Below are 18,006 nucleotides of genomic sequence, written 5' to 3' on the forward strand. Positions count from 1 at the left end.
ATTCGAGATCTGGAGAACATCCATGGCCAACCCCTTTGACCGCGAAGACGGCCGGTTCCTCGTCCTCGTCAACGACGAGGGGCAGTACTCCCTGTGGCCGTCCTTCGCCGCCGTGCCCGACGGCTGGCGGGTGGTGCTCGCAGAGACCGACCGCGCCACGGCCGTGGCCCACATCGAGCGCGACTGGACGGACATGCGTCCGCTCAGCCTGCAGCGTCGGGCGGGATGACCGTGGCCTCGTCCGATCCGGCCATCCTCGCCGAAGGGCTGCAGAAGCAGTACCGCGGCCACACGGCACTGCACCGCGTCGATCTGGCGGTGCCGGCCGGCACCGTCCTGGGCGTACTCGGCCCCAACGGCGCCGGCAAGACGACCACCGTCCGCATCCTCGCCACCCTGGTCGAGCCGTCCGCCGGCCGCGCCGTCGTCGCCGGGCACGACGTGGTGCGCGAGGGCAAGGAGGTCCGGCGGCGCATCGGCCTCGCCGGACAGTACGCGGCCGTCGACGAACTGCTCACCGGGCGCGAGAACATGGTCCTGCTGGCCAAGCTGCTGCGCTACGGGCGACGCGGCGCGGCCCTGCGCGCGGCCGAGCTGCTGGAGCGGTTCGAGCTGACGGATGCCGCCGACCGCACCGTGGGCACCTACTCGGGCGGCATGCGCCGCCGGCTCGACCTGGCGACCTGTGTCATCGGCGATCCGCAGGTGTTGTTCCTCGACGAGCCCAGCACGGGCCTGGACCCCACCAGCCGAAGCGTCCTGTGGGACGTGGTGCGCGACCTGGTCGCCAATGGCGTGACCATCCTGCTCACCACCCAGTACCTGGAGGAGGCGGACGCGCTCGCCGATCGCATCGCCGTCATCGACGCGGGCCGCGTCATCGCCGAGGACACCCCCGCGGCGCTCAAGCGCATGGTCGGCAGCGAACGCCTGGAGGTGACCGTGGCCCGCCCGGAGAGCCTGGCCGACGCGGTCGCCGCGCTCGCCACGCTCGGCAGCGCCCAGGAACCGGTCGCCGACCCGGCCACTTTGCGGGTATCGGTGCACCTCGACCGGGGCGGCCTGGACGAGGTGGCGCGCGCCGCCGTCGCCCTGCGCGAAAAGGGCGTGGAAACCGTCGACTTCGAGGTGTGCAAGCCCACGCTCGACGACGTGTTCTTCCAGCTCACGGGCACGGGACAAAAGAAGGAGAGCCGGCGATGACATCGACGACCGACGCCGTGGTGTCGCCGCCGACGGCTGTCCCCGCGGCCTCGTCCCCGGTGCCGCGATCCGCGGAGTCCAGGGGCGCGCTGCTCGGCTACCTCGGCGACACCCTCGCCCTGGCCGGACGCCATCTGATCCACCTGCGCCGCTCGCCCGGCCGACTCGTGCTCGTGACGATGACGCCGCTGGTGATGCTCGTCGCCGTCGGCTACCTCTTTCGCAAGTCGATGAACGTCCCCGGCGGAGTCCCGTACGAGGACTTCATCCTGGCGGGCATCGCCGTCCAGGTCGGCCTGTCCGGCGTCGGCCCCACGGCCATCGGTGTCGCCCTCGATCTGCGCCACGGCCTGGTGGACCGATTCCGCTCGTTGCCGATCGCACCGAGTTCGGTGCTCATCGGCCGCACCCTGGCCGACCTGTGCGTCGGCGCGGTCAGCCTGACGGCGGTGTCCCTGGTCGGCCTGGCCGTCGGCTGGCGGCCGCACGAGGGCGTGCTGCGCACCGCCGCCGGATTCGCCGTGCTGCTCGCCTTCATCTACACCATGCTGTGGCTCGGAATTCTCCTCGGCACCACCCAGAAGAATGTCGAGGCCATCGACGGCACGGGCGCACTCGTGCTCGTCGTCTTCAGCTTTCTTTCCAATGCGTATGTCGGCGTGAACGGCCTGCCGGAATGGCTGCGCCCGGTGGCCCAATGGAACCCGGTCACCGCCGTCATCACCACCTGCCGCAGGCTGTGGGGCAACGACCCGTCGGGCGCGGCGGGCAGCGGGTTCGCCGCCGACCACCCGGGCGTGGTCGCCACCATCACCCTGACGACGATCCTGGTCATCGCGGTCGCCGGCAGCGTACGGGGCTTCGAAAAGGCCGTCGGAAGGTGACCGGCAACCGCCGTCAGTGAGCGGTCAGTTGAATGTCATCGGCCCGTCATCGAGGCTGACTAATTTTTGCCGTAAGGCAAATTCGAGAACCTGGGAAACGGAGAAAAAAACATGACCACGGTTGTGCCCGAGCGCCTTACCCGCATCAGGGAAATCATCGCCGAGAACATCGATGTACACACCGAGTTCGCGGACGACACGCTGTTCATCGACGAACTGGGCGCCGACTCCCTGAAACTCATCGACGTGCTCAGCGCCCTGGAGATGGAGTACTCCATCGTCATCGACATGGACGAGCTCCCGAAGATGGTGAACGTGGAGACCACGTACCAGGTGACCGCCGCCGCCGCCGGTTGGTGAGCAGCGGGGGTTCCCGTCCCGGACCCCCCATCCACAGGCACCCCACTGCTTAAGGAGTCCGATGTCCACCGCACAGCCACCACCGGCGCCCCCCGCCCGCGCACCGGCGAATCGCCGCCGGGCCGTCCTCACCGGCCTCGGCGCGATCTCCAGCATCGGCACGGGTGTCGAGGAGTTCACCGCGGCGCTGCGGGCCGGCCGCTCCGGCGCGGGGCCGATCACCCGCTTCGACACCGCGGGGTTCGGCCACAACACCGCATGCGAGGTCTCCGAGTTCGAACCGGAGCGCTGGATCCGCAACGTACCCCTCGACGACATGGGCCGCGCCGGGCAGTTCGCCGTCGCCGCCGCCCGGATGGCGGTGGAGGACGCCGGACTCGGCGAGGCCGACCTGCGTGAGCGGCAGGCGCTCATCAGCATCGGCACCACCGACGGCGAGTCGCACGACATCGGCGTGCTCGTCGAGCAGGAACTGGCCGCCGGGGACCCGGAGGCCATGGACCCGGTCCTGTCCCGCCGCATCAACGCGGGCCGGCTGAGCACCGTGATCGCCCGCGAGCTGCGCATACCGAACGTGGAGGCCACCACCATCACGACGGCCTGCGCGGCGGGCAACTACTCGATCGGCTACGGCCTGGACGCGATCCGCTCCGGCGAGGTCGACATCGCGCTGTGCGGTGGGGCCGACGCGGTGTGCCGCAAGGCGTACCTCACCTTCAAGCGGTTCGGCGCGCTCACCCCGGACGTGGTACGGCCCTTCGACAAGAACCGGCAGGGCATCCTCACCAGCGAGGGTGCGGGCATCCTCGTCCTGGAGAGCCTGGAGTCGGCGCTGGCGCGCGGCGCGCACATCTACGCCGAGGTGCTCGGCTACGGCCTCAGCTGCGACGCCAATCACGCCACCGCCCCGGACCGCGTCGGCATCGCGCGCGGCATTCGCCTCGCCCTGGACGACGCCGGGGTCAAGAAGGAGGAGATCGACTTCATCTCCGCGCACGGCACCGGCACCAAGGCCAACGACCGCACGGAGTCGGCCGCCATCCTCGACGTCTACGGCGACGCGCCGCCGCGCACCGTGGCCCTGAAGTCGATGCTCGGCCACGCGATGGGAGCGGCGAGCGCCCTCGGCGCCATCGCCTGCAGCCTCGCCATCGAGCACGGGTTCATTCCGCCGACCATCCACCATCGGGAGACGGACCCGGCCTGCCCGCTCGACGTGGTGCCCAACCACGCCCTCGACGCGGACGTGCGGCTCGTGCAGAACAACTCCAGCGCCTTCGCCGGCAACAACGCCATCCTGATTCTGGGGACGTACGGAGAGTGAGTCCCACCATGAGTACCGCAGCAGTCACCCCGGCGGCCTCGCTGCCGCCGGAGACGCTCGTCATCACCGGGTGGTCGGCCGTATCCCCGCACGGCGTGACCCGCCAAGCCTTCGCCGCGGGCGTGCGCGGCGGCGCGAAGACGGCCGTGAAGGCGGACGCGGCGCTCGGCACGCTGCCGTCGCCCAACGTCTGCACGGTCCCGGACTTCGACATCCCGGGCCTGCTCGGCCCGAAGGGCACGGCCAAGATGGACCGGCTCACCGCGCTGGCCCTGGTCGCCTCCGACGGGCTGCTCCTGGACGCCGAAGGCAACAAGGTGGTGCGGACCGACGAGGCCACCGGTGTGGTTCTCGGCATCTCCATGGGCAGCCTGGAGAACATGACGGACCTCCTGCGTCAGTCCTATACGAACGCGCTGCCCTTCCACGTCGACGCGGGCCGCATCCCCTTCGGCAGCCTCAACCACGCCGCGGGAGCCTGCGCGATCCGGCACGACCTCAAGGGCCCCAATACGACGGTCGCGGGCGGCCGGGTCAGCGGGCTGCTCGCCCTCAACTACGCGCGGCGGCTGATGAGCCAGGGCCGTGCGACGAAGTACCTGGTGGGTTCGGCCGAGGAGTTCTCCGCCATCCACGCCTGGTTCGAGTACACCGCCCTCGCGGCCGGCGACCCCTCGCCGCTGCTCGGCGAGGGCTGCGGGCTCTTCCTGGTCGAGCACGCCGGCGCCGCCGAACGCCCCGCGCTGGCCGCGGTGTTGAGCATCGAGAGCGGCATCGACATCGACGACGACCCGCAGGCCGCCGTCACCGGCTGCGTGCGCCGCGCCCTGAACCGCGCGGGCGTCACCCCCGACGAGGTGTGGGCGGCCGTCCCGTGCGCCGCCCCCACCGCCGCCGGCCGGGCCGAGTCGGAGGCGCTGGCGGCGCTGCTGCCCGCCGACGCGCTGTCCCGGGTGCCGTCCATGGAGCTGCTCGGCGACACCAGCGCGGCCTCCGCCTCCTTCCAGATCCAGGCGGTGCTCGGGGTGGCCGAGGCCGACCCGACCTCGTCCGGCCGGATCGCGCTGGTGTCCGCCGTCGACCGGGACGGCGCGGTGGCCTGTGCCGTCCTGCGACTGCTGGGGGAGCACGCATGATCGCGCTGGTCAGCGGCGGGTCCCGGGGCATCGGCAAGGCCATCGTGCTGCGCCTGGCCCGGGACGGGTACGACGTGGCGTTCTGCTACCGCTCGAACGACGAGGCCGCCGAGGAACTCGCCAAGCAGGCAGCCGAGTTCGGCACGCGTATCAGCGCCGCTCGCTGCGACGTGTCCGACGCGGCGGACGTGCGCGACTGGTACGCGCGGACCGAGCGCGAACTCGGCCCCGTCGACGTCGCCGTCACCTCGGCGGGCATCACCCGGGACCGGCCGGTGATCCTGATGCCCGAGGAGGACTGGGGCCAGGTCCTGCGGACCAATCTGGACGGCGTCTACCACGTGTGCCGCGCCGCCGCGTTCTCCATGAGCAAGCGCAGGAACGGCGCGATCGTCAACCTGTCCTCGGTCTCCGGGATCCACGGAAACATCGGGCAGGCCAACTACGCCGCCTCCAAGGCCGGGATCATCGGCTTCACCAAGTCCCTCGCCAAGGAGTGCGGGCCACGCGGTGTGCGCGCCAACGTGGTCGCCCCGGGCCTGATCGCGACCGACATGGTCGACGACATGTCCGAGGCCGCGGTGGAGCGGATGCTGAAGAACGTGGCGCTCGGCCGCGCCGGCCGCCCCGAGGAGGTGGCGGACCTGGTGTCCTTCCTGGTCTCGGACCGGGCCTCGTACATCACGGGGTCGGTCTTCGAGATCCACGGTGGTGGCACCTTCTGATGGGGACCGGAACGCAGGGGGCCGGGGGCCTTCGGGACAGCTACGACGTGATCGTCGTCGGCAGCGGCATCGGCGGCCTGGTCACCGCTGGCTATCTGGCCGCCGACGGGCGCCGCGTGCTCGTCCTCGAACAGCACGACGTGGCGGGCGGCAACGCGCACGCCTTCCGCAGGCGGCGCAAGTACGAGTTCGACGTCGGCATGCACTACCTCGGCGACTGTGGGCCCGACGGGCTCATCCCCACGATCCTGTCCGGGCTCGGCGTCCGCGACCGGGTGCGCTTTTTGCCCATGGACAACGAGCACGGCTTCGACCGGGTCATGACGCCCACCGCGACCCTGGACGTGCCGGCCGGGTGGGACGCCTACGCCGACCGGCTCAGGCAGGCACTGCCCGAGGAGGCCGACCGCGTCGACCGCTTCATCGACCTCGCCACGTCGCTGGCCGCCGTGAACCGGGCCAGTCTGACCGGTGATTCGATGGCACAGTTGTGCCGCAGGTTCCCGGAGGCGATGCGCTGGACGCGCCGTACGCTGGGCGAGGCCCTGGACCACTGCGGCCTGTCCGCCAAGGGGCGAACCCTGATCGCGGCCCAGGCCGGCAACTACGGCTCGATGCCCGACGGGGTCGGCTTCGCCGAGCACGTCAACATCACCGACCACTACCTGCGCGGCGCGTACTACCCCGAGGGCGGCGGACAGGCCCTGGTGGCCGCGTTCGTCGAGGCGCTCGAGGCGTACGGCGGCGAGCTGCGCACCCGGTGCGAGGCACGCCGCATCCTGATCGAGAACGGGCGCGCCACCGGCGTCGAACTCACCGACGGGCAGCGCGTTTCGGCGCCGCTGATCATCTCCAACGCGGACTACCGGCGCACCGTCCTCGACCTGTGCGGCGGCGAGGCGGCCTTCCCCGCCGGCGTCGTGGCACGGACCCGCGAGGCGACCATGCGCAATGCCATCGTCTCGGTGTACGTCGCGCTGGACACCGAGTTGCCCGCGCTGCCCAACGCCAACATCTGGTGGCACGGCAGCGACGACATGGAGGGCGCGCACGCGGCGATGCTGGAGCGGTACGCGCGCGACAAGACGATGGACACGGTGTCGCAACTCGCCCTGTTCTTCGCCTCCCTCAGGGACCCGGGGGCGCACACCGTATGCCCGCCCGGCCACAGCAACTTCCAGCTCATGATGAACTGCCCGTTCGGTTACGACTTCTGGGGCGTGCCGGGCGGACCGGTGGACGGCGAGCCGTACCGCCGCAACCCCATCTACCTCGCCCGCAAGCGGGAGTTGACCGAGGCGATGCTGGACACCGCCGAGAAGATCCTCGGCCCGTTCCGCAGCCGCATCACACACGTGGAGACGGCGACTCCGCTGACCAACGAGCGCTACATCCGAGCCGGCGGCGGCACCCCGTACGGCATGGCCACCTGGGGCGGCACGGCCCGGCGGCCCGACGTGCGGACCGAGGTCGAGGGTTTGTACGTGGTCGGCCAGAACGTCCGCTACGGCAGCGGTATCGGCGGTGTGGCGACCTGCGGAATCGCCGCCGCCTCGCGCATCCTCGGCCGCGGGCTGTTTGCCGAGGCGTACACCGGCGCGGTGCTCGGCGACGCCTCCAGACTGCCCGAACGGGCGCCGGACTGGGACCCGCTGGTCGTCTCGCGCGGACAGGCGCGGCGGGGCGCGAAGGGCCTGGCCCGCATCGGCTGAGGGTCGGCCCGCCCGCGACCGATCACCTTCCCATCCCGACCGGGTCCTTTCGTCCCACCAGGAGCAGTGTTCCCATGAATCAGGTACCTTCCTTCGCCGTGGTCTCCGGCGCCCAGGTGGACCGAGTCCTCAGCGGGCGTGAGGAAGAGGTCGTCGCGACGATCGAGGCCGCCTACCGGCTGCACGGCGAGGGGCAGACGGTCAACCCCGACTCGTACTTCCTGCGCTTCCCCGATCGTCCGTCGTCGCGGATCATCGCGCTGCCCGCGTCGATCAAGGGCGACGTGGAGGTGCACGGCATCAAGTGGATCTCCAGCTTCCCGGAGAACGTGGCAGCCGGCATCCCGCGCGCCTCGGCCGTGCTCATCCTCAACGACGCCGAGACCGGCTACCCGTTCGCGTGCCTGGAGAGCTCCATCATCAGCGCGGCGCGCACCGCCGCGTCCGCGGCCCTCGCGGCGGCGCGGCTCGGCGCGGCGCGGGGGCAACGCCCCACGCGGGTGGGCTTCTTCGGGGTCGGCCTGATCGCCCGCTATGTACACCGGTACCTCGCGGGCAGCGGCTTCGCCTTCGAGTCGATCGGCGTGCACGACGTGTCGGCCGAGTACGCCGAGGGCTTCGCGGGCTACCTGCGCCGGGCCGAGGGCGAGGACCGCGGGATCACCATCCACGACAAGGCCGAGGACCTGATCCGCTCCAGCGATCTGGTGGTCTTCGCCACCGTCGCGGGTGAGCCGCATGTGAGCGACCCGCGATGGTTCGCGCACAACCCGCTGGTACTGCACGTCTCGCTGCGGGACCTGTCCCCCGAGATCGTCCTGGACTCGTGGAACATCGTCGACGACATCGAGCACTGCATGAAGGCGAACACCTCGCCGCATCTGGCCGAACAGCTGGTTGGCAACCGGGAGTTCGTCGCCGGCACCCTGTACGACGTGCTCACCGGGGCGATCACCCCGCCGGCCGACCGGCCGGTGGTCTTCTCGCCGTTCGGCCTGGGTGTCCTCGACATGGCCGTCGCGAAGTACGTGTACAACCGCGTGCGCGAGACGGACGGACTGCACACCGTTCCGGACTTCTTCCACGAGCTCAAGCGCTACGGCTGACACCGTGCCGGGCCGGCTGTGCGCGCGCCGCGACGGGGTGATTCCCGGCGACCGCTGACAGCCGGCTGACGGCGCGCTGACCGAACGAACAACCGGCCCCGGAGCACCTTGCCGCGTCCTCGACGCCCACACAGAATCTGCCGCATGAGATCCTTTTCCAGCCTTGAGGAATTCGCCGGCGCGGCCGGCGAACACCTCGGCTACAGCGAATGGCTCGAAGTCACCCAGGGAAGCGTCGACCAATTCGCCGGTGCGACCGGCGACCTCCAGTGGATTCACGTGGACCCCGAGCGGGCGGCGACCGGACCGTTCGGCGGGACCATCGTCCACGGCTATATGACGCTCGCGCTGCTGCCCGCGATGATGCGGGCGATCTTCGCGATCGAAAAGGTGGAGCTGGGCGTCAACTTCGGCCTGGACAAGGTGCGTTTCCCCCGCCCCGTGCCGGTCGGGGCCCGGGTCCGCGGCGGCGCCAGACTCACCAATGTCCGCGAAACGCCCTCGGGTCACCTGACCGCGGTGCGCATGACGGTGGAGGTCGAGGGCCGGCAGCAGGCGGCCTGCGTGGCGGACACCCTGTCGCTCTTCGTCGCCCCCGGAACACCTCTGGCCGCGCCCTGACGGAGGTAGGGGAAACACCCCCCTCCGCCGTCCAAGAGGGGAGTAAATACTACCGATTTCGGTGCCCGACCTCCGCCACAATAGCGACACGGCCACTGTGGCCGGGACACTGCGAATGGCAAGAGGAGTGAATACATGGACGGCACGACGCAGCCCCGGGAAATCCCGTCGTCGGGCGAGATCAAAGGGTTCTCCGTCCCCGCCGGGTTCGTCGGTCTGCGACGGGCGTTGGTTCTGTGCTGGATGTCGATCGCGGCCCTCGGCCGCTCCCTTGCCGTCTCCTCCGCGATCACCCTGGTGGGTCCGGGCCTCGGCATGGTGCCGCGTGCCATGGAGGGCGTACGCGGGCTGAGCAACCGCCAACGCGTGCTGGCCGCGCGCTGGTCCGGCGTGCGGATCCCGACCCCGGCCGGCCGGCAGCCGCCGGTGCCCGCGGGCGCCTCGGGAGTCGTCGCCCGCTACCGCTGGATCATGAACGACCCGCAGCTGCGGCGGGAGTTCGTCTGGGTGCTCTCCGACCCAGTCGCCGGCGCCTTCCTGGCCTTCTTCCCGATCGCCCTGCTCCTCGGCAGCGCGTGGGGCATCTTCCTAGCCTTCTTCGGCGTCTCGCTCTCCGAGGAGTGGGACGGCCTGTGGTACTACTTCATCCCGGTCGGGGGATCGGCCACCGCGGTGCTCGCGGGCATCCTCGGCGTCCTGCACCTGCCGCTGGCCCTGTGGCTGGCGCCCCGCGCCGTCCACAAGCACGCCCTGTACACCTACGCGATGCTCGCCCCGAGCGAGAACGAGATGATGGCCGGCCGCATCGAGCACCTGGCCACGACCCGCTCGGACGCGGCGGACACACAGATGGCCGAGATCCGCCGGATCGAGCGCGACCTGCACGACGGTGCCCAGGCACGCCTGGTGGCGATGGGCATGAACCTGGACGCCGCGGAACGCCTCCTGGAGACCAACCCCGAGGCCGTGCGCGCACTGCTGATCGAGGCACGCCAGTCCTCGGCCAAGGCGTTGCAGGAACTGCGCAACCTGGTCCGCGGCATCCACCCGCCGGTGCTCGCCGACCGCGGACTCGTCGACGCGGTGCGGTCGTTGGCCATGGTCTGCCCGGTTCCCACCGAGGTCACCGTCGATCTGCCGGGCCGCCCCGAGATGCCGATCGAGTCGGCCGCGTACTTCGCGATCTCGGAGATCCTCACCAACGTCGCCAAGCACTCGAACGCGGACCGGGCCTGGATCGACGTCCGTTACGATCACGGAATGCTGCGCGTCACCATCACCGACACCGGACACGGCGGCGCGGACGCCGCCCGTGGCACCGGTCTGCAGGGCGTCGAGCGACGACTTGCCACTTTCGACGGTGTACTGGCCGTGAACAGCCCCGTCAACGGCCCGACGATGGTGACGATGGAGCTTCCGTGCGAATTGTCCTCGCCGAAGACCACTTCCTCCTTAGGGACGGACTGATCCGCCTCCTGGAGGCACACGGCCACGAGATCGTGGCCGCGGTGGAAAACGGAGCGGACCTGCTGGAGTCGCTCACCGAGGAACGACCGGACGTCGCGATCGTCGACGTCCGGCTGCCGCCGAACTTCACCGACGAGGGCCTGCGCGCGGTCCTCGCCGCCCGGCGCGAGATGCCCGACCTGCCCGTGCTGCTTCTCTCCCAGTACGTCGAGCCGCTGTACGCGCGCGAGTTGCTGAGCAGCGGCGGCAACGGGATCGGCTACATCCTCAAGGGCCGGGTCACCAACGGAGCGCAGTTCCTGGACTCCATCCGACGGGTGGCCGAGGGCGGCACCGTGATGGACCCCGACGTGATCTCCCAGCTCCTGGTGCGCAAGGAGCGCGACGAGAACATGAGCACCCTGTCCGGTCGCGAACGCGAGGTCCTGGTGTGGGTGGCCCAGGGCCGCTCCAACGCGGGCATCGCCCAGTCCCTCTTCATCTCGGAGAAGGCCGTCGCCAAGCACATAAGCAGCATCTTCACCAAGCTGGGCCTACTACCGGCCGACGGCGACAACCGCCGCGTACTGGCGGTCCTCGCATACCTGGACCAGTGACCCGCACCGAAACCCCGGCCGGGGCCGGGGTTTCTCGCCTGGACGGGCTGTGTGCCCCCAGCAGGATTTGAACCTGCGACAGTGTGTATTCACCCGTGAGGTTGGTGACGCGGCTTGCGGGTGGGCGGCCCTTGAGTGCGGTGTGTCCGCAGTGGTGATCGAAGGAGTGCAACCAGGCCGGGCCGGAACGGACTGGTCCTGGCGGATCTGGGCGTGAGCTACGAAGCCCTGGTCGCCGGGCCCGACCGACCGGGGGCGGACTTCATGGCGCGAACGCTGCACTGTTGTGCCCGGGGGGTAGCCGGGGGCCGTGTCGACAGTGTCGAGATCGCCGCCCGCCGGGTCCGGGTCCGGGCCGAATCAAGTGTCCCGAGCGCCGCGTGTCCGGGCCGTGCTCGCCGGTCGGTGCGGGTGCACGACCGCTGCGTGCGCCGTTGGTACACACGACGGTGGTGGGTCGGGTGGTCGAAGTACGGCTGCGCGTACGCCGGTTCGTGTGCGATGCCGCCGCTTGCGCCCGACGGACGTTGGTCGGGCAGGTCGCGGGGCCGACCCGCGGTACGGCCGCCGCAGCGGCGCGCTGCGAACCGTGCTGGAGCGCATCCTGCTCGCCTTGGCCGGGCGAGCCGGCACCCGACTGGCCGTCGGCCCGGGTGTTCGGGTCAGAGGTACGACACTGATCCGCAGTGTCGGCAAAGGCCGTTCGTCAACGAGCGATCAGATGGGCGGTGGTGTCGGTGCCGGGCCTGATGAATCATGCGGGGTCGGCGAAGGCCGTGCATCGTCGGGCCCCGCCGATGGTTCCGGCGGGGGCCCGACGGGAGCACAGGTGCGGCAGACCTGGGAGTCCGAGGACCCGATCGAGGTCTCTTCTTCAGGACGCGGTTGTGCGACTTCGGACCAAGACCGGGGCGAACCGACCGGGCTTCGCCTTGTTGTCGAAGTTCTTCGAAGTCGATTGCACGGTTCCCTGAGGACGGGGGAGCAGTCCCCCGTATCTGCGGTGGCGAGCGTCGCCCAGGAGGTGAGGGTACGGGCCGACGAGTGGCCGGCGTGCGACTTGCGGGGCTGTGAACCGCCCGCCTCTTTTCCGACGGCCGAGACCGGTGATCCGTGTGCGATCCTGCCGGACGGATTACTTCCCCTGAAGGGCCTGCAAATTCGCCCTCGACCACTTTACCCAGGTCGTCGTTTTCGGGTGCGACCGAACGCTCGGATGGAACCTTCGAGAAAAAGGCACAGGCGATGTCCGGATGCCGCCGTGAACCGCTCAGCGGACTCGGCAGGGTCGTCGGAAAGCGACTGCCCACGAAATCCACCCAGCGATATTTCCGACGTCACATACATCCCGGGAGAATCGGACGTGGAATTGCCCGGTCGAGCCGGCGGCTAGGCCAGGTCGAGGAAGAATTTCTCGTGATCGCCGCCGTTGGCGTTGATCTGGGCGTTGACCGTTCCGCCCGGCCCGGTCGCGGAGGTGACTCCACTGTCGGTCACCAAGCGCAGGTAGATGCCCGGGAAAGCTGCCGACTCCAACGAGAACGAACCGTCGGCCTGGGCACGGGCCTTGAACTTCTCATAGGGGCCGGCACCGAACTGACAGTTGACCTTCCCGCCTCCGGCCATGGTGGCGGGGACCCCGGTGCCGTCCAGGCGCAGGAACACGTTCGGGAAGGCCGCGGACTCGAAGGAGTAGGTGCCGTCGCTCTGCGCGTGGACCTTGTACGTCGTCCACGTTCCGGTGCCGTACTGGCAGTTGACCTTCCCGCCTCCGTTGTCCGTGGAAGTGGTCACCCCGGTGCCGTCCATGCGCAGGTAGATGTTCTGGAAGAACGTCGAGCGGACTGTGATCGGTGTTCCTTCTGCCTTTGCGAGGTCGCTTGCGGACAACGACATGATGGTCTGTTTCCTTCCGTCCGGGCGTGTCGCGACATGGTTCGGGTTCCGTGCACCCGGTCGCCTTTCGGCACCGGATGGGGGCCGGATGCGAGACCGGCGGAATACGTTCCGTTTTACTCGTGCCTACAGTGTCGGACGGCAACGATCATGAAAGTCGCCATCCACCTGTTTTCCGCCCCCTATTGCATTTCCCGTCCAGCAGCCCCCGAGCGCACTGTATTGGGGTCGAAACAATCTGTCCATAGTAGGTGTTCGCGAAATTCCGAACGGTTTTCCATTCGTGAGGACCGTGCCGGACGATCCCGGGCCAAAGCATCTTCGTGGGGGATGATCTCCATCGGGCTCGGCACGGAAGGGTCATCAGGGACGGGTCGAGCACCTGGAAGTCCGGTGTGGGCGCTCCGGAATCGGCGGGGGTTGACGAGACGATGCGGGTGCGGAAGACCCGAACACCGCCACCACGAACCCCTCGCGCAGCGCCCGCCGGACCCCGCGATGGAACCGATCAACCGCACCCTCGACACCAACCTCGACGCCTTCGTCATGGAACGCCTCGAGGGACTCCACACCCGGGCAAGTCCGCGCGAAAGAGCGCCCGTTGCCGCCGGGCCGACGTCGCGGGCGATCCGATCCCACCCCGGACCGCACGCGGCGACCCGAGCGCAACCCCCGCCCCGCCGGGCGGCGTTGATCGGCGCATGGCCCGCCCACACCCCCGCACCCGCCCCGCCACCACGCAACCCGGGCGCGGCGCCCGCCGGACGGAGTCTCGGCGCCGGTGGTGGTGCGGGGGAGGCGCGGTCGTCGGGTTGCGGGAATCGGCGGAGGGGGAGGCAGGCTGTGGCTACCGTGTCCGCAAACATCAAAGGCAACGACGGGGGAGAGCATGAGTTGGTCGGACAACGGGCCGGCGAGTCCGTCGCAAGGCGCACCGCGGGACCCGTCGCAGGGTCGGCCGCACGGGCACCAGCGGCCTACCTGAGCGTCGTCTCCGCGCCCGCGGGCCGCGGCATCGCGAAGTTCACGGTCACCGTCCGGCAGACGCCCGTGCCAGTCGTGGCGGGTCAGGGGTAGGGCTTCCATCTGCCCGTCACCGATACGGATACCCGTCTCGTAGGCGGTGCTGCCGAGTTCGGCATGGACTTTCGGTCCGGTACGGGTGGTGGTCGCGGCGATGGCCGGCACGATGAGTTCGTGGCTGGTCAGCGGCCTGCCGCGCCAGTTCATGGTGATGTGGGAGAACAGCCGGTGCTCGATCCGGTTCCATTTCGAAGTGCCCGGAGGAAAGTGACGGACAGTGATGTCCAAGCCGGTTTCCAAGGCCAGAGCGGCGAGTTCGGCCTTCCAGGCGCGGGTCCGGTATCCGTTGGAACCGCCCGCGTCGGCGGTGATCAGCAGTCGTCCGGCCTGCGGGTAGTCCTCCTTGCCACGGCCCTTCCACCAGCGTCGGACGGATTCGACGGCGAGGGCCGCGGTGTCGTGGTCGGTGCCGACGTTGACCCAGCCGGTGTTCGCGGCCGGATCGTGGATGCCGTAGGGCACGGTCTTTCCGAGTTCTTCGTCCGGGAAGTCGTGGGTGCTGACCTGCACGGGGTTGCCTGTGGGTTGCCATTCGCGGCCGCCGTTCCTGTACGGCCCCCCGATTTCTTTCTTCTTCGTATCGACACCGATCACCGGGTTCCGGCGTCGATATGGTCCTTGGCCTGCTCGTTGATGTAGTGAAACCGGCCGTTGCGGTCGGGGTGTTGCCGGCCTTCGACAGTCTTGGCGTTGCCTTGAGAGCTGAAGCCTTCCTCGCGCAGCACGTCGGCGACGGTGTCGGCGGATATCCGGTGGCCTCGGCGGGTGAGTTCGCCGGCCAGGTGCCGGGTGGACTTCGTCGTCCACCGCAACGGCGACATCGGGTCGCCCCGCACATCCGGCTCGACCAAGGCCGGCAGCGCCGGACGCAGCCCCGAGTCCGGCAGGACCGGGCGACGACACCGACGCCCGCGGCCGGTCCCGCCTCCCTCTCGGGAACCCACGTCAGGTGCCGGCCCGTGGTGTGCCCCCACAGCGGAGGGTGAGTTCGTCGGCGACCGCGCGCAGTTCGTCGGTGAGCCGGCGCACCTCGCCCTGGGACGCGTCGGGGCGCAGGAGGTGTAGTTCTACCTCGAACTGCGGTCGGCCGTCGTGGCCGAGTACCGGCGCTGCCATGTAGGAGACGGCCAGCGTCGTGGCTTCCGCCAGCTCGCTCGCGAGGTAGCCGCGGCCGATCCGGAGCAGGAAGTCCGACATCTGGGGCAGGCCGCTTCGGTCGGTCCGCGCGGACATGGCGCGGATCGCCTCGGTGACCTGCTCCACGGCGTCGTCGAGCCGCCAGACGCCCACGCCCGTGGTGCGCACCGTCGTCAGGAATCGGTCCAGGTGTTCGCGGGCCGCTGTTCCGGGGGTGTGTGCCAGCCAGTCCCGGCGCTCGGCCGGCGTGCGGAACGCCATCACGGCGGCGCCGAACGGCGGGAAGATCGGCAGGTGGGTCCGGTCGGGGTGCCCCGGTCGTGCGCGGCCGAACGAGGCGACCACGCTGGTGTGGTCCGCCGCGACGCGGCTCAGCGACGTGGCCAGGCCCGTGGTGTCGGTCAGTCGCCGAAGCAGTTCCTGGGCCGCGTCGACGACGGGCACGCGCGTCAGGATCGCGTTGGCCAGGGGAACCAGGCCTGCGCCTGCGCGGTAGGAGCGGTCCGGGCCGCGCTCGGTCCAGCCGTGGTGCTCCAGCGCGCCGAGGACGGCGGCGCACGTCGCCCGGTTGAGGCCGAGGGCATCGCTGATCTCCGACAGCGACGCCCCGTCCTCGGCGTCGAGGAGCAGTTGCACGACCGCGATGACGCGGTCGGTGGGTGGTGACGTCGACAGCTCTGACGCTGCCAGTCACTGAGTGTCAAGCTCCTTACTACGCCGGATAGCTGTCCAGGGATATGACCACGCACACGGTCCGCATTGGGATATCGCGCACGCACACCGCCCCGGGCGACTCCCGGCGAGCTGGCAAACCTGCCGTCTCGGCCGGTGAACGACCTGTTCAGGCCGGGTTTCCCCGACCTGACCGGTGGTGCCCCCAGCAGGATTTGAACCTGCGACACCCGCTTTAGGAGAGCGGTGCTCTATCCCCTGAGCTATGGAGGCGGGGCGGGGAACCGGGTCCGGGGGTGATGGGCCTGCTGTCCCCGGGATCGGATCCCGCGCACAGGATAGCGGACGGGGTCGGGTGGACGTCGGGGCGTTTTCGGGCGGTGCCGGCTCGGCTCCCGGGGCGGGCTACCAGCTGGTGGCGTCGTCCATGGACTGCTGCCAGTAGGTGGTCTTGAGGGAGTCGTCGATGTACAGGCCCTTGGCGGGCAACGACGGGGTGGCGCCGCTGCCGACGTTTTGGTTGCCGGAGGGGCCGTGGAAGTAGACGGTGAGGGACTGCTCGGTGTGGCCGGTGCCGCCGCTGCCGTCCGCGGCGGACAGGGTGACGGAGGCGTAGCCGGACTCGCCGGGCTTGAGCGTGACGACCGCCTGCGGCTTGGACTCGTCGATGACCGGGGGTACGGACTGGGCGTCGCCGAAGCGCAGGGCCGGGTAGCCGTAGAGGAAGCACATCTTGCCGCCGGTGTTGGTGACGGTCAGGAGCACGTGGTTGATCGGGCGGTTCAGCGGGGCCGCGACGGTCTTGGTGTTGGAGCCCTCGCAGGTGACGGCGTTGTCGGCATCGGTACGCCCGCCCGAGTCCTGGCCGGAGGCTGAGCCCGGCTTGGTGTTCGAGGAGGCGGGTCGGGAGGAGGGGGCGCCTGCGGGGGTCGTGGCGATCGGCGCGGCGGTCGGTGCGGCGGCCGCGGGGGCGCCGGGCGTGGTGGTCACGGCGGGGGCGGCGGCCGGCTTGGCGTCCTTGTCCGAGTCGTTGTCGCACGCGGTCAGCAGGAGCGCGGCCAGCGCGAGCGTCGTGACACCGGCGAGACGGGTGCGGGAAGTGCGGACGCGGGACATGTGATCAGGCTCCTCGGGAGTTCGGGTGATGCGCTGCTTGAACGATCACGAGCCTGTGACAGGGTTCGTCCCAGCCGCTACGGACAGCGGCCGATTGGGGACGCCGGAACGGCGAAACCGGGTCTGACCAGGGGAAATGCCGGGCCCCTGGAACGCCGGCTTGGGACACGGGGCGATGGAGGAACGGGTGTCGGAGGCAGCGGGAGCAGCGGGAACGGAGGCGTTCGCGCGTTTGTTGCGGGGGCTGAAGGACCGCTCGGGGCTCAGCTACGGGGCGCTGGCCAAGCGGCTGCACATGGGCACCTCGACACTGCACCGCTACTGCAACGGCACCGCGGTGCCGAACGAGTACGCACCGGTGGAGCGCTTCGCGAGGGCGTGCCGGGCGACACCACAGGAGCTGGTGGAGCTGCACCGGCACTGGATCCTGGCCGACGCGATGCGGGGCCGCCGCCCGGACGCACCCGGCCCACGCACGCCGGTGCCACCTCCGGCCGAGTCCTCGACCCCGACCCCGGCTTCGCCTCCGGGCCCGGCGCCGGCTCCGGCCGGGACCTCGGCCCCGGCTCCGGCTTCGCCTTCGGGTCCGGCTTCGCCTCCGGCGGGGGCTTCGCCTTCGGGCCCGGCGCCGGCTCCGGCCGGGGCCTCGGCCCCGGCTCCGGCTTCGCCTTCGGCGGGGGCCGTGTCTTCGGGCTCGACTTCGCCTCCGGCCGGAGCTTCGGCCTTGGGCCCGACCTCGACCCCGACTTCCGCCGGGGGCCCGGCTCCGGCTGCCGCTGAGGCTCCGCGTGCGACTGCCGCTGAGGCTTCGGCCTGGCCCCCGGCCCGGATCCCGGCCGGGGGCCCGGCTCCGACCGAGGTCTCAGCGCCGGCCTTGGCGCCGACGCCGGCTCCGGGGCCGGGTCCGGAGGGGGCTTCGGCCCCGGGCCCGGCTTCGTCTCCGGCGGGGGCTCTGCCTTCGGCGGGAG

At 70.4% G+C, this 18,006-nt stretch carries 15 protein-coding genes, 1 tRNA gene and 3 pseudogenes; 13 read left to right on the forward strand and 6 right to left on the reverse strand.

Annotated elements, in window-relative coordinates; translation table 11 throughout:
- Window positions 1-22: 22 nt before the first annotated feature.
- The 12 genes from ACMXN5_RS18665 to ACMXN5_RS18720 all read left to right on the forward strand — a co-directional run bounded on the left by ACMXN5_RS18665 (window position 23) and on the right by ACMXN5_RS18720 (window position 11,134).
- Entirely contained in the window at window positions 23-229 is a 207-nt protein-coding gene (locus tag ACMXN5_RS18665; RefSeq protein ID WP_439676219.1) for an MbtH family protein, read from the forward strand.
- Window positions 226-1,203, forward strand: a complete 978-nt coding sequence (locus tag ACMXN5_RS18670) for an ATP-binding cassette domain-containing protein (RefSeq protein WP_439676220.1) — start codon at window positions 226-228, stop codon at window positions 1,201-1,203. The genes ACMXN5_RS18665 and ACMXN5_RS18670 overlap by 4 nt, the downstream gene beginning before the upstream one ends.
- Window positions 1,200-2,087 carry an ABC transporter permease gene (locus ACMXN5_RS18675; RefSeq protein ID WP_439676221.1) on the forward strand — a complete coding sequence of 296 codons (888 nt, stop codon included), beginning with the start codon at window positions 1,200-1,202 and terminating at the stop codon, window positions 2,085-2,087. The genes ACMXN5_RS18670 and ACMXN5_RS18675 overlap by 4 nt, the downstream gene beginning before the upstream one ends.
- Before the next feature lie 111 nt (window positions 2,088-2,198).
- Window positions 2,199-2,447, forward strand: a complete 249-nt coding sequence (locus ACMXN5_RS18680) for an acyl carrier protein (RefSeq protein WP_395799092.1) — start codon at window positions 2,199-2,201, stop codon at window positions 2,445-2,447.
- Between the two features lie 61 nt (window positions 2,448-2,508).
- On the forward strand, window positions 2,509-3,771 hold the full coding sequence (locus ACMXN5_RS18685; RefSeq protein WP_395799094.1) for a beta-ketoacyl-[acyl-carrier-protein] synthase family protein: 1,263 nt from the start codon (window positions 2,509-2,511) through the stop codon (window positions 3,769-3,771).
- A gap of 8 nt (window positions 3,772-3,779) precedes the next feature.
- Window positions 3,780-4,907 (forward strand): beta-ketoacyl synthase N-terminal-like domain-containing protein, encoded by a 1,128-nt coding sequence (locus ACMXN5_RS18690; RefSeq protein WP_439676222.1) that lies wholly within the window; start codon window positions 3,780-3,782, stop codon window positions 4,905-4,907.
- Window positions 4,904-5,632, forward strand: a complete 729-nt coding sequence (gene fabG, locus ACMXN5_RS18695; RefSeq protein WP_395799098.1) for a 3-oxoacyl-[acyl-carrier-protein] reductase — start codon at window positions 4,904-4,906, stop codon at window positions 5,630-5,632. The genes ACMXN5_RS18690 and fabG overlap by 4 nt, the downstream gene beginning before the upstream one ends.
- Window positions 5,632-7,344, forward strand: a complete 1,713-nt coding sequence (locus ACMXN5_RS18700) for a phytoene desaturase family protein (protein ID WP_439676223.1) — start codon at window positions 5,632-5,634, stop codon at window positions 7,342-7,344. Before fabG ends, ACMXN5_RS18700 begins: the two co-directional genes overlap by 1 nt.
- Before the next feature lie 74 nt (window positions 7,345-7,418).
- On the forward strand, window positions 7,419-8,450 hold the full coding sequence (gene sbnB, locus ACMXN5_RS18705; RefSeq protein ID WP_439676224.1) for a 2,3-diaminopropionate biosynthesis protein SbnB: 1,032 nt from the start codon (window positions 7,419-7,421) through the stop codon (window positions 8,448-8,450).
- Between the two features lie 144 nt (window positions 8,451-8,594).
- A complete protein-coding gene (locus ACMXN5_RS18710; RefSeq protein WP_380009127.1) occupies window positions 8,595-9,071 on the forward strand; it encodes a MaoC family dehydratase in 477 nt (158 codons plus the stop codon).
- Between the two features lie 135 nt (window positions 9,072-9,206).
- The gene (locus tag ACMXN5_RS18715; protein WP_439676225.1) at window positions 9,207-10,538 is read left to right on the forward strand and encodes a sensor histidine kinase; all 1,332 of its coding nucleotides are present in this window, start codon (window positions 9,207-9,209) and stop codon (window positions 10,536-10,538) included.
- Entirely contained in the window at window positions 10,490-11,134 is a 645-nt protein-coding gene (locus tag ACMXN5_RS18720) for a LuxR C-terminal-related transcriptional regulator (protein WP_395799106.1), read from the forward strand. Before ACMXN5_RS18715 ends, ACMXN5_RS18720 begins: the two co-directional genes overlap by 49 nt.
- A gap of 82 nt (window positions 11,135-11,216) precedes the next feature.
- Here ACMXN5_RS18720 and ACMXN5_RS18725 read toward each other — a convergent pair.
- The 6 genes and pseudogenes from ACMXN5_RS18725 to ACMXN5_RS18750 form a co-directional block, all read right to left on the reverse strand.
- Window positions 11,217-11,315 (reverse strand): annotated as a pseudogene (locus tag ACMXN5_RS18725) (IS481 family transposase); the annotation flags it as partial.
- Between the two features lie 1,208 nt (window positions 11,316-12,523).
- On the reverse strand, window positions 12,524-13,030 hold the full coding sequence (locus tag ACMXN5_RS18730) for an AbfB domain-containing protein (protein ID WP_439676226.1): 507 nt from the start codon (window positions 13,028-13,030) through the stop codon (window positions 12,524-12,526).
- 1,047 nt (window positions 13,031-14,077) lie between these two features.
- Window positions 14,078-15,048, reverse strand: a pseudogene (locus ACMXN5_RS18735) (ISAzo13 family transposase); the annotation flags it as partial.
- Window positions 15,049-15,058: 10 nt separating this feature from the next.
- Window positions 15,059-15,940 (reverse strand): helix-turn-helix domain-containing protein, encoded by an 882-nt coding sequence (locus ACMXN5_RS18740; RefSeq protein WP_439678035.1) that lies wholly within the window; start codon window positions 15,938-15,940, stop codon window positions 15,059-15,061.
- Between the two features lie 179 nt (window positions 15,941-16,119).
- Window positions 16,120-16,195 (reverse strand) — tRNA-Arg (locus ACMXN5_RS18745).
- A 132-nt stretch (window positions 16,196-16,327) separates the two neighbouring features.
- Complete coding sequence (locus tag ACMXN5_RS18750) at window positions 16,328-17,038, reverse strand: DUF4232 domain-containing protein (RefSeq protein WP_439676227.1); 711 nt, start codon at window positions 17,036-17,038, stop codon at window positions 16,328-16,330.
- A gap of 175 nt (window positions 17,039-17,213) precedes the next feature.
- On the opposite strand from ACMXN5_RS18750, the pseudogene ACMXN5_RS18755 reads away from it, so the two are divergent.
- A pseudogene (locus ACMXN5_RS18755) lies at window positions 17,214-17,490 on the forward strand (helix-turn-helix domain-containing protein); the annotation flags it as partial.
- Between the last annotated feature and the right edge of the window lie 516 nt (window positions 17,491-18,006).

It is taken from the genome of Embleya australiensis, assembly GCF_051903075.1.
Lineage (GTDB): Bacteria > Actinomycetota > Actinomycetes > Streptomycetales > Streptomycetaceae > Embleya.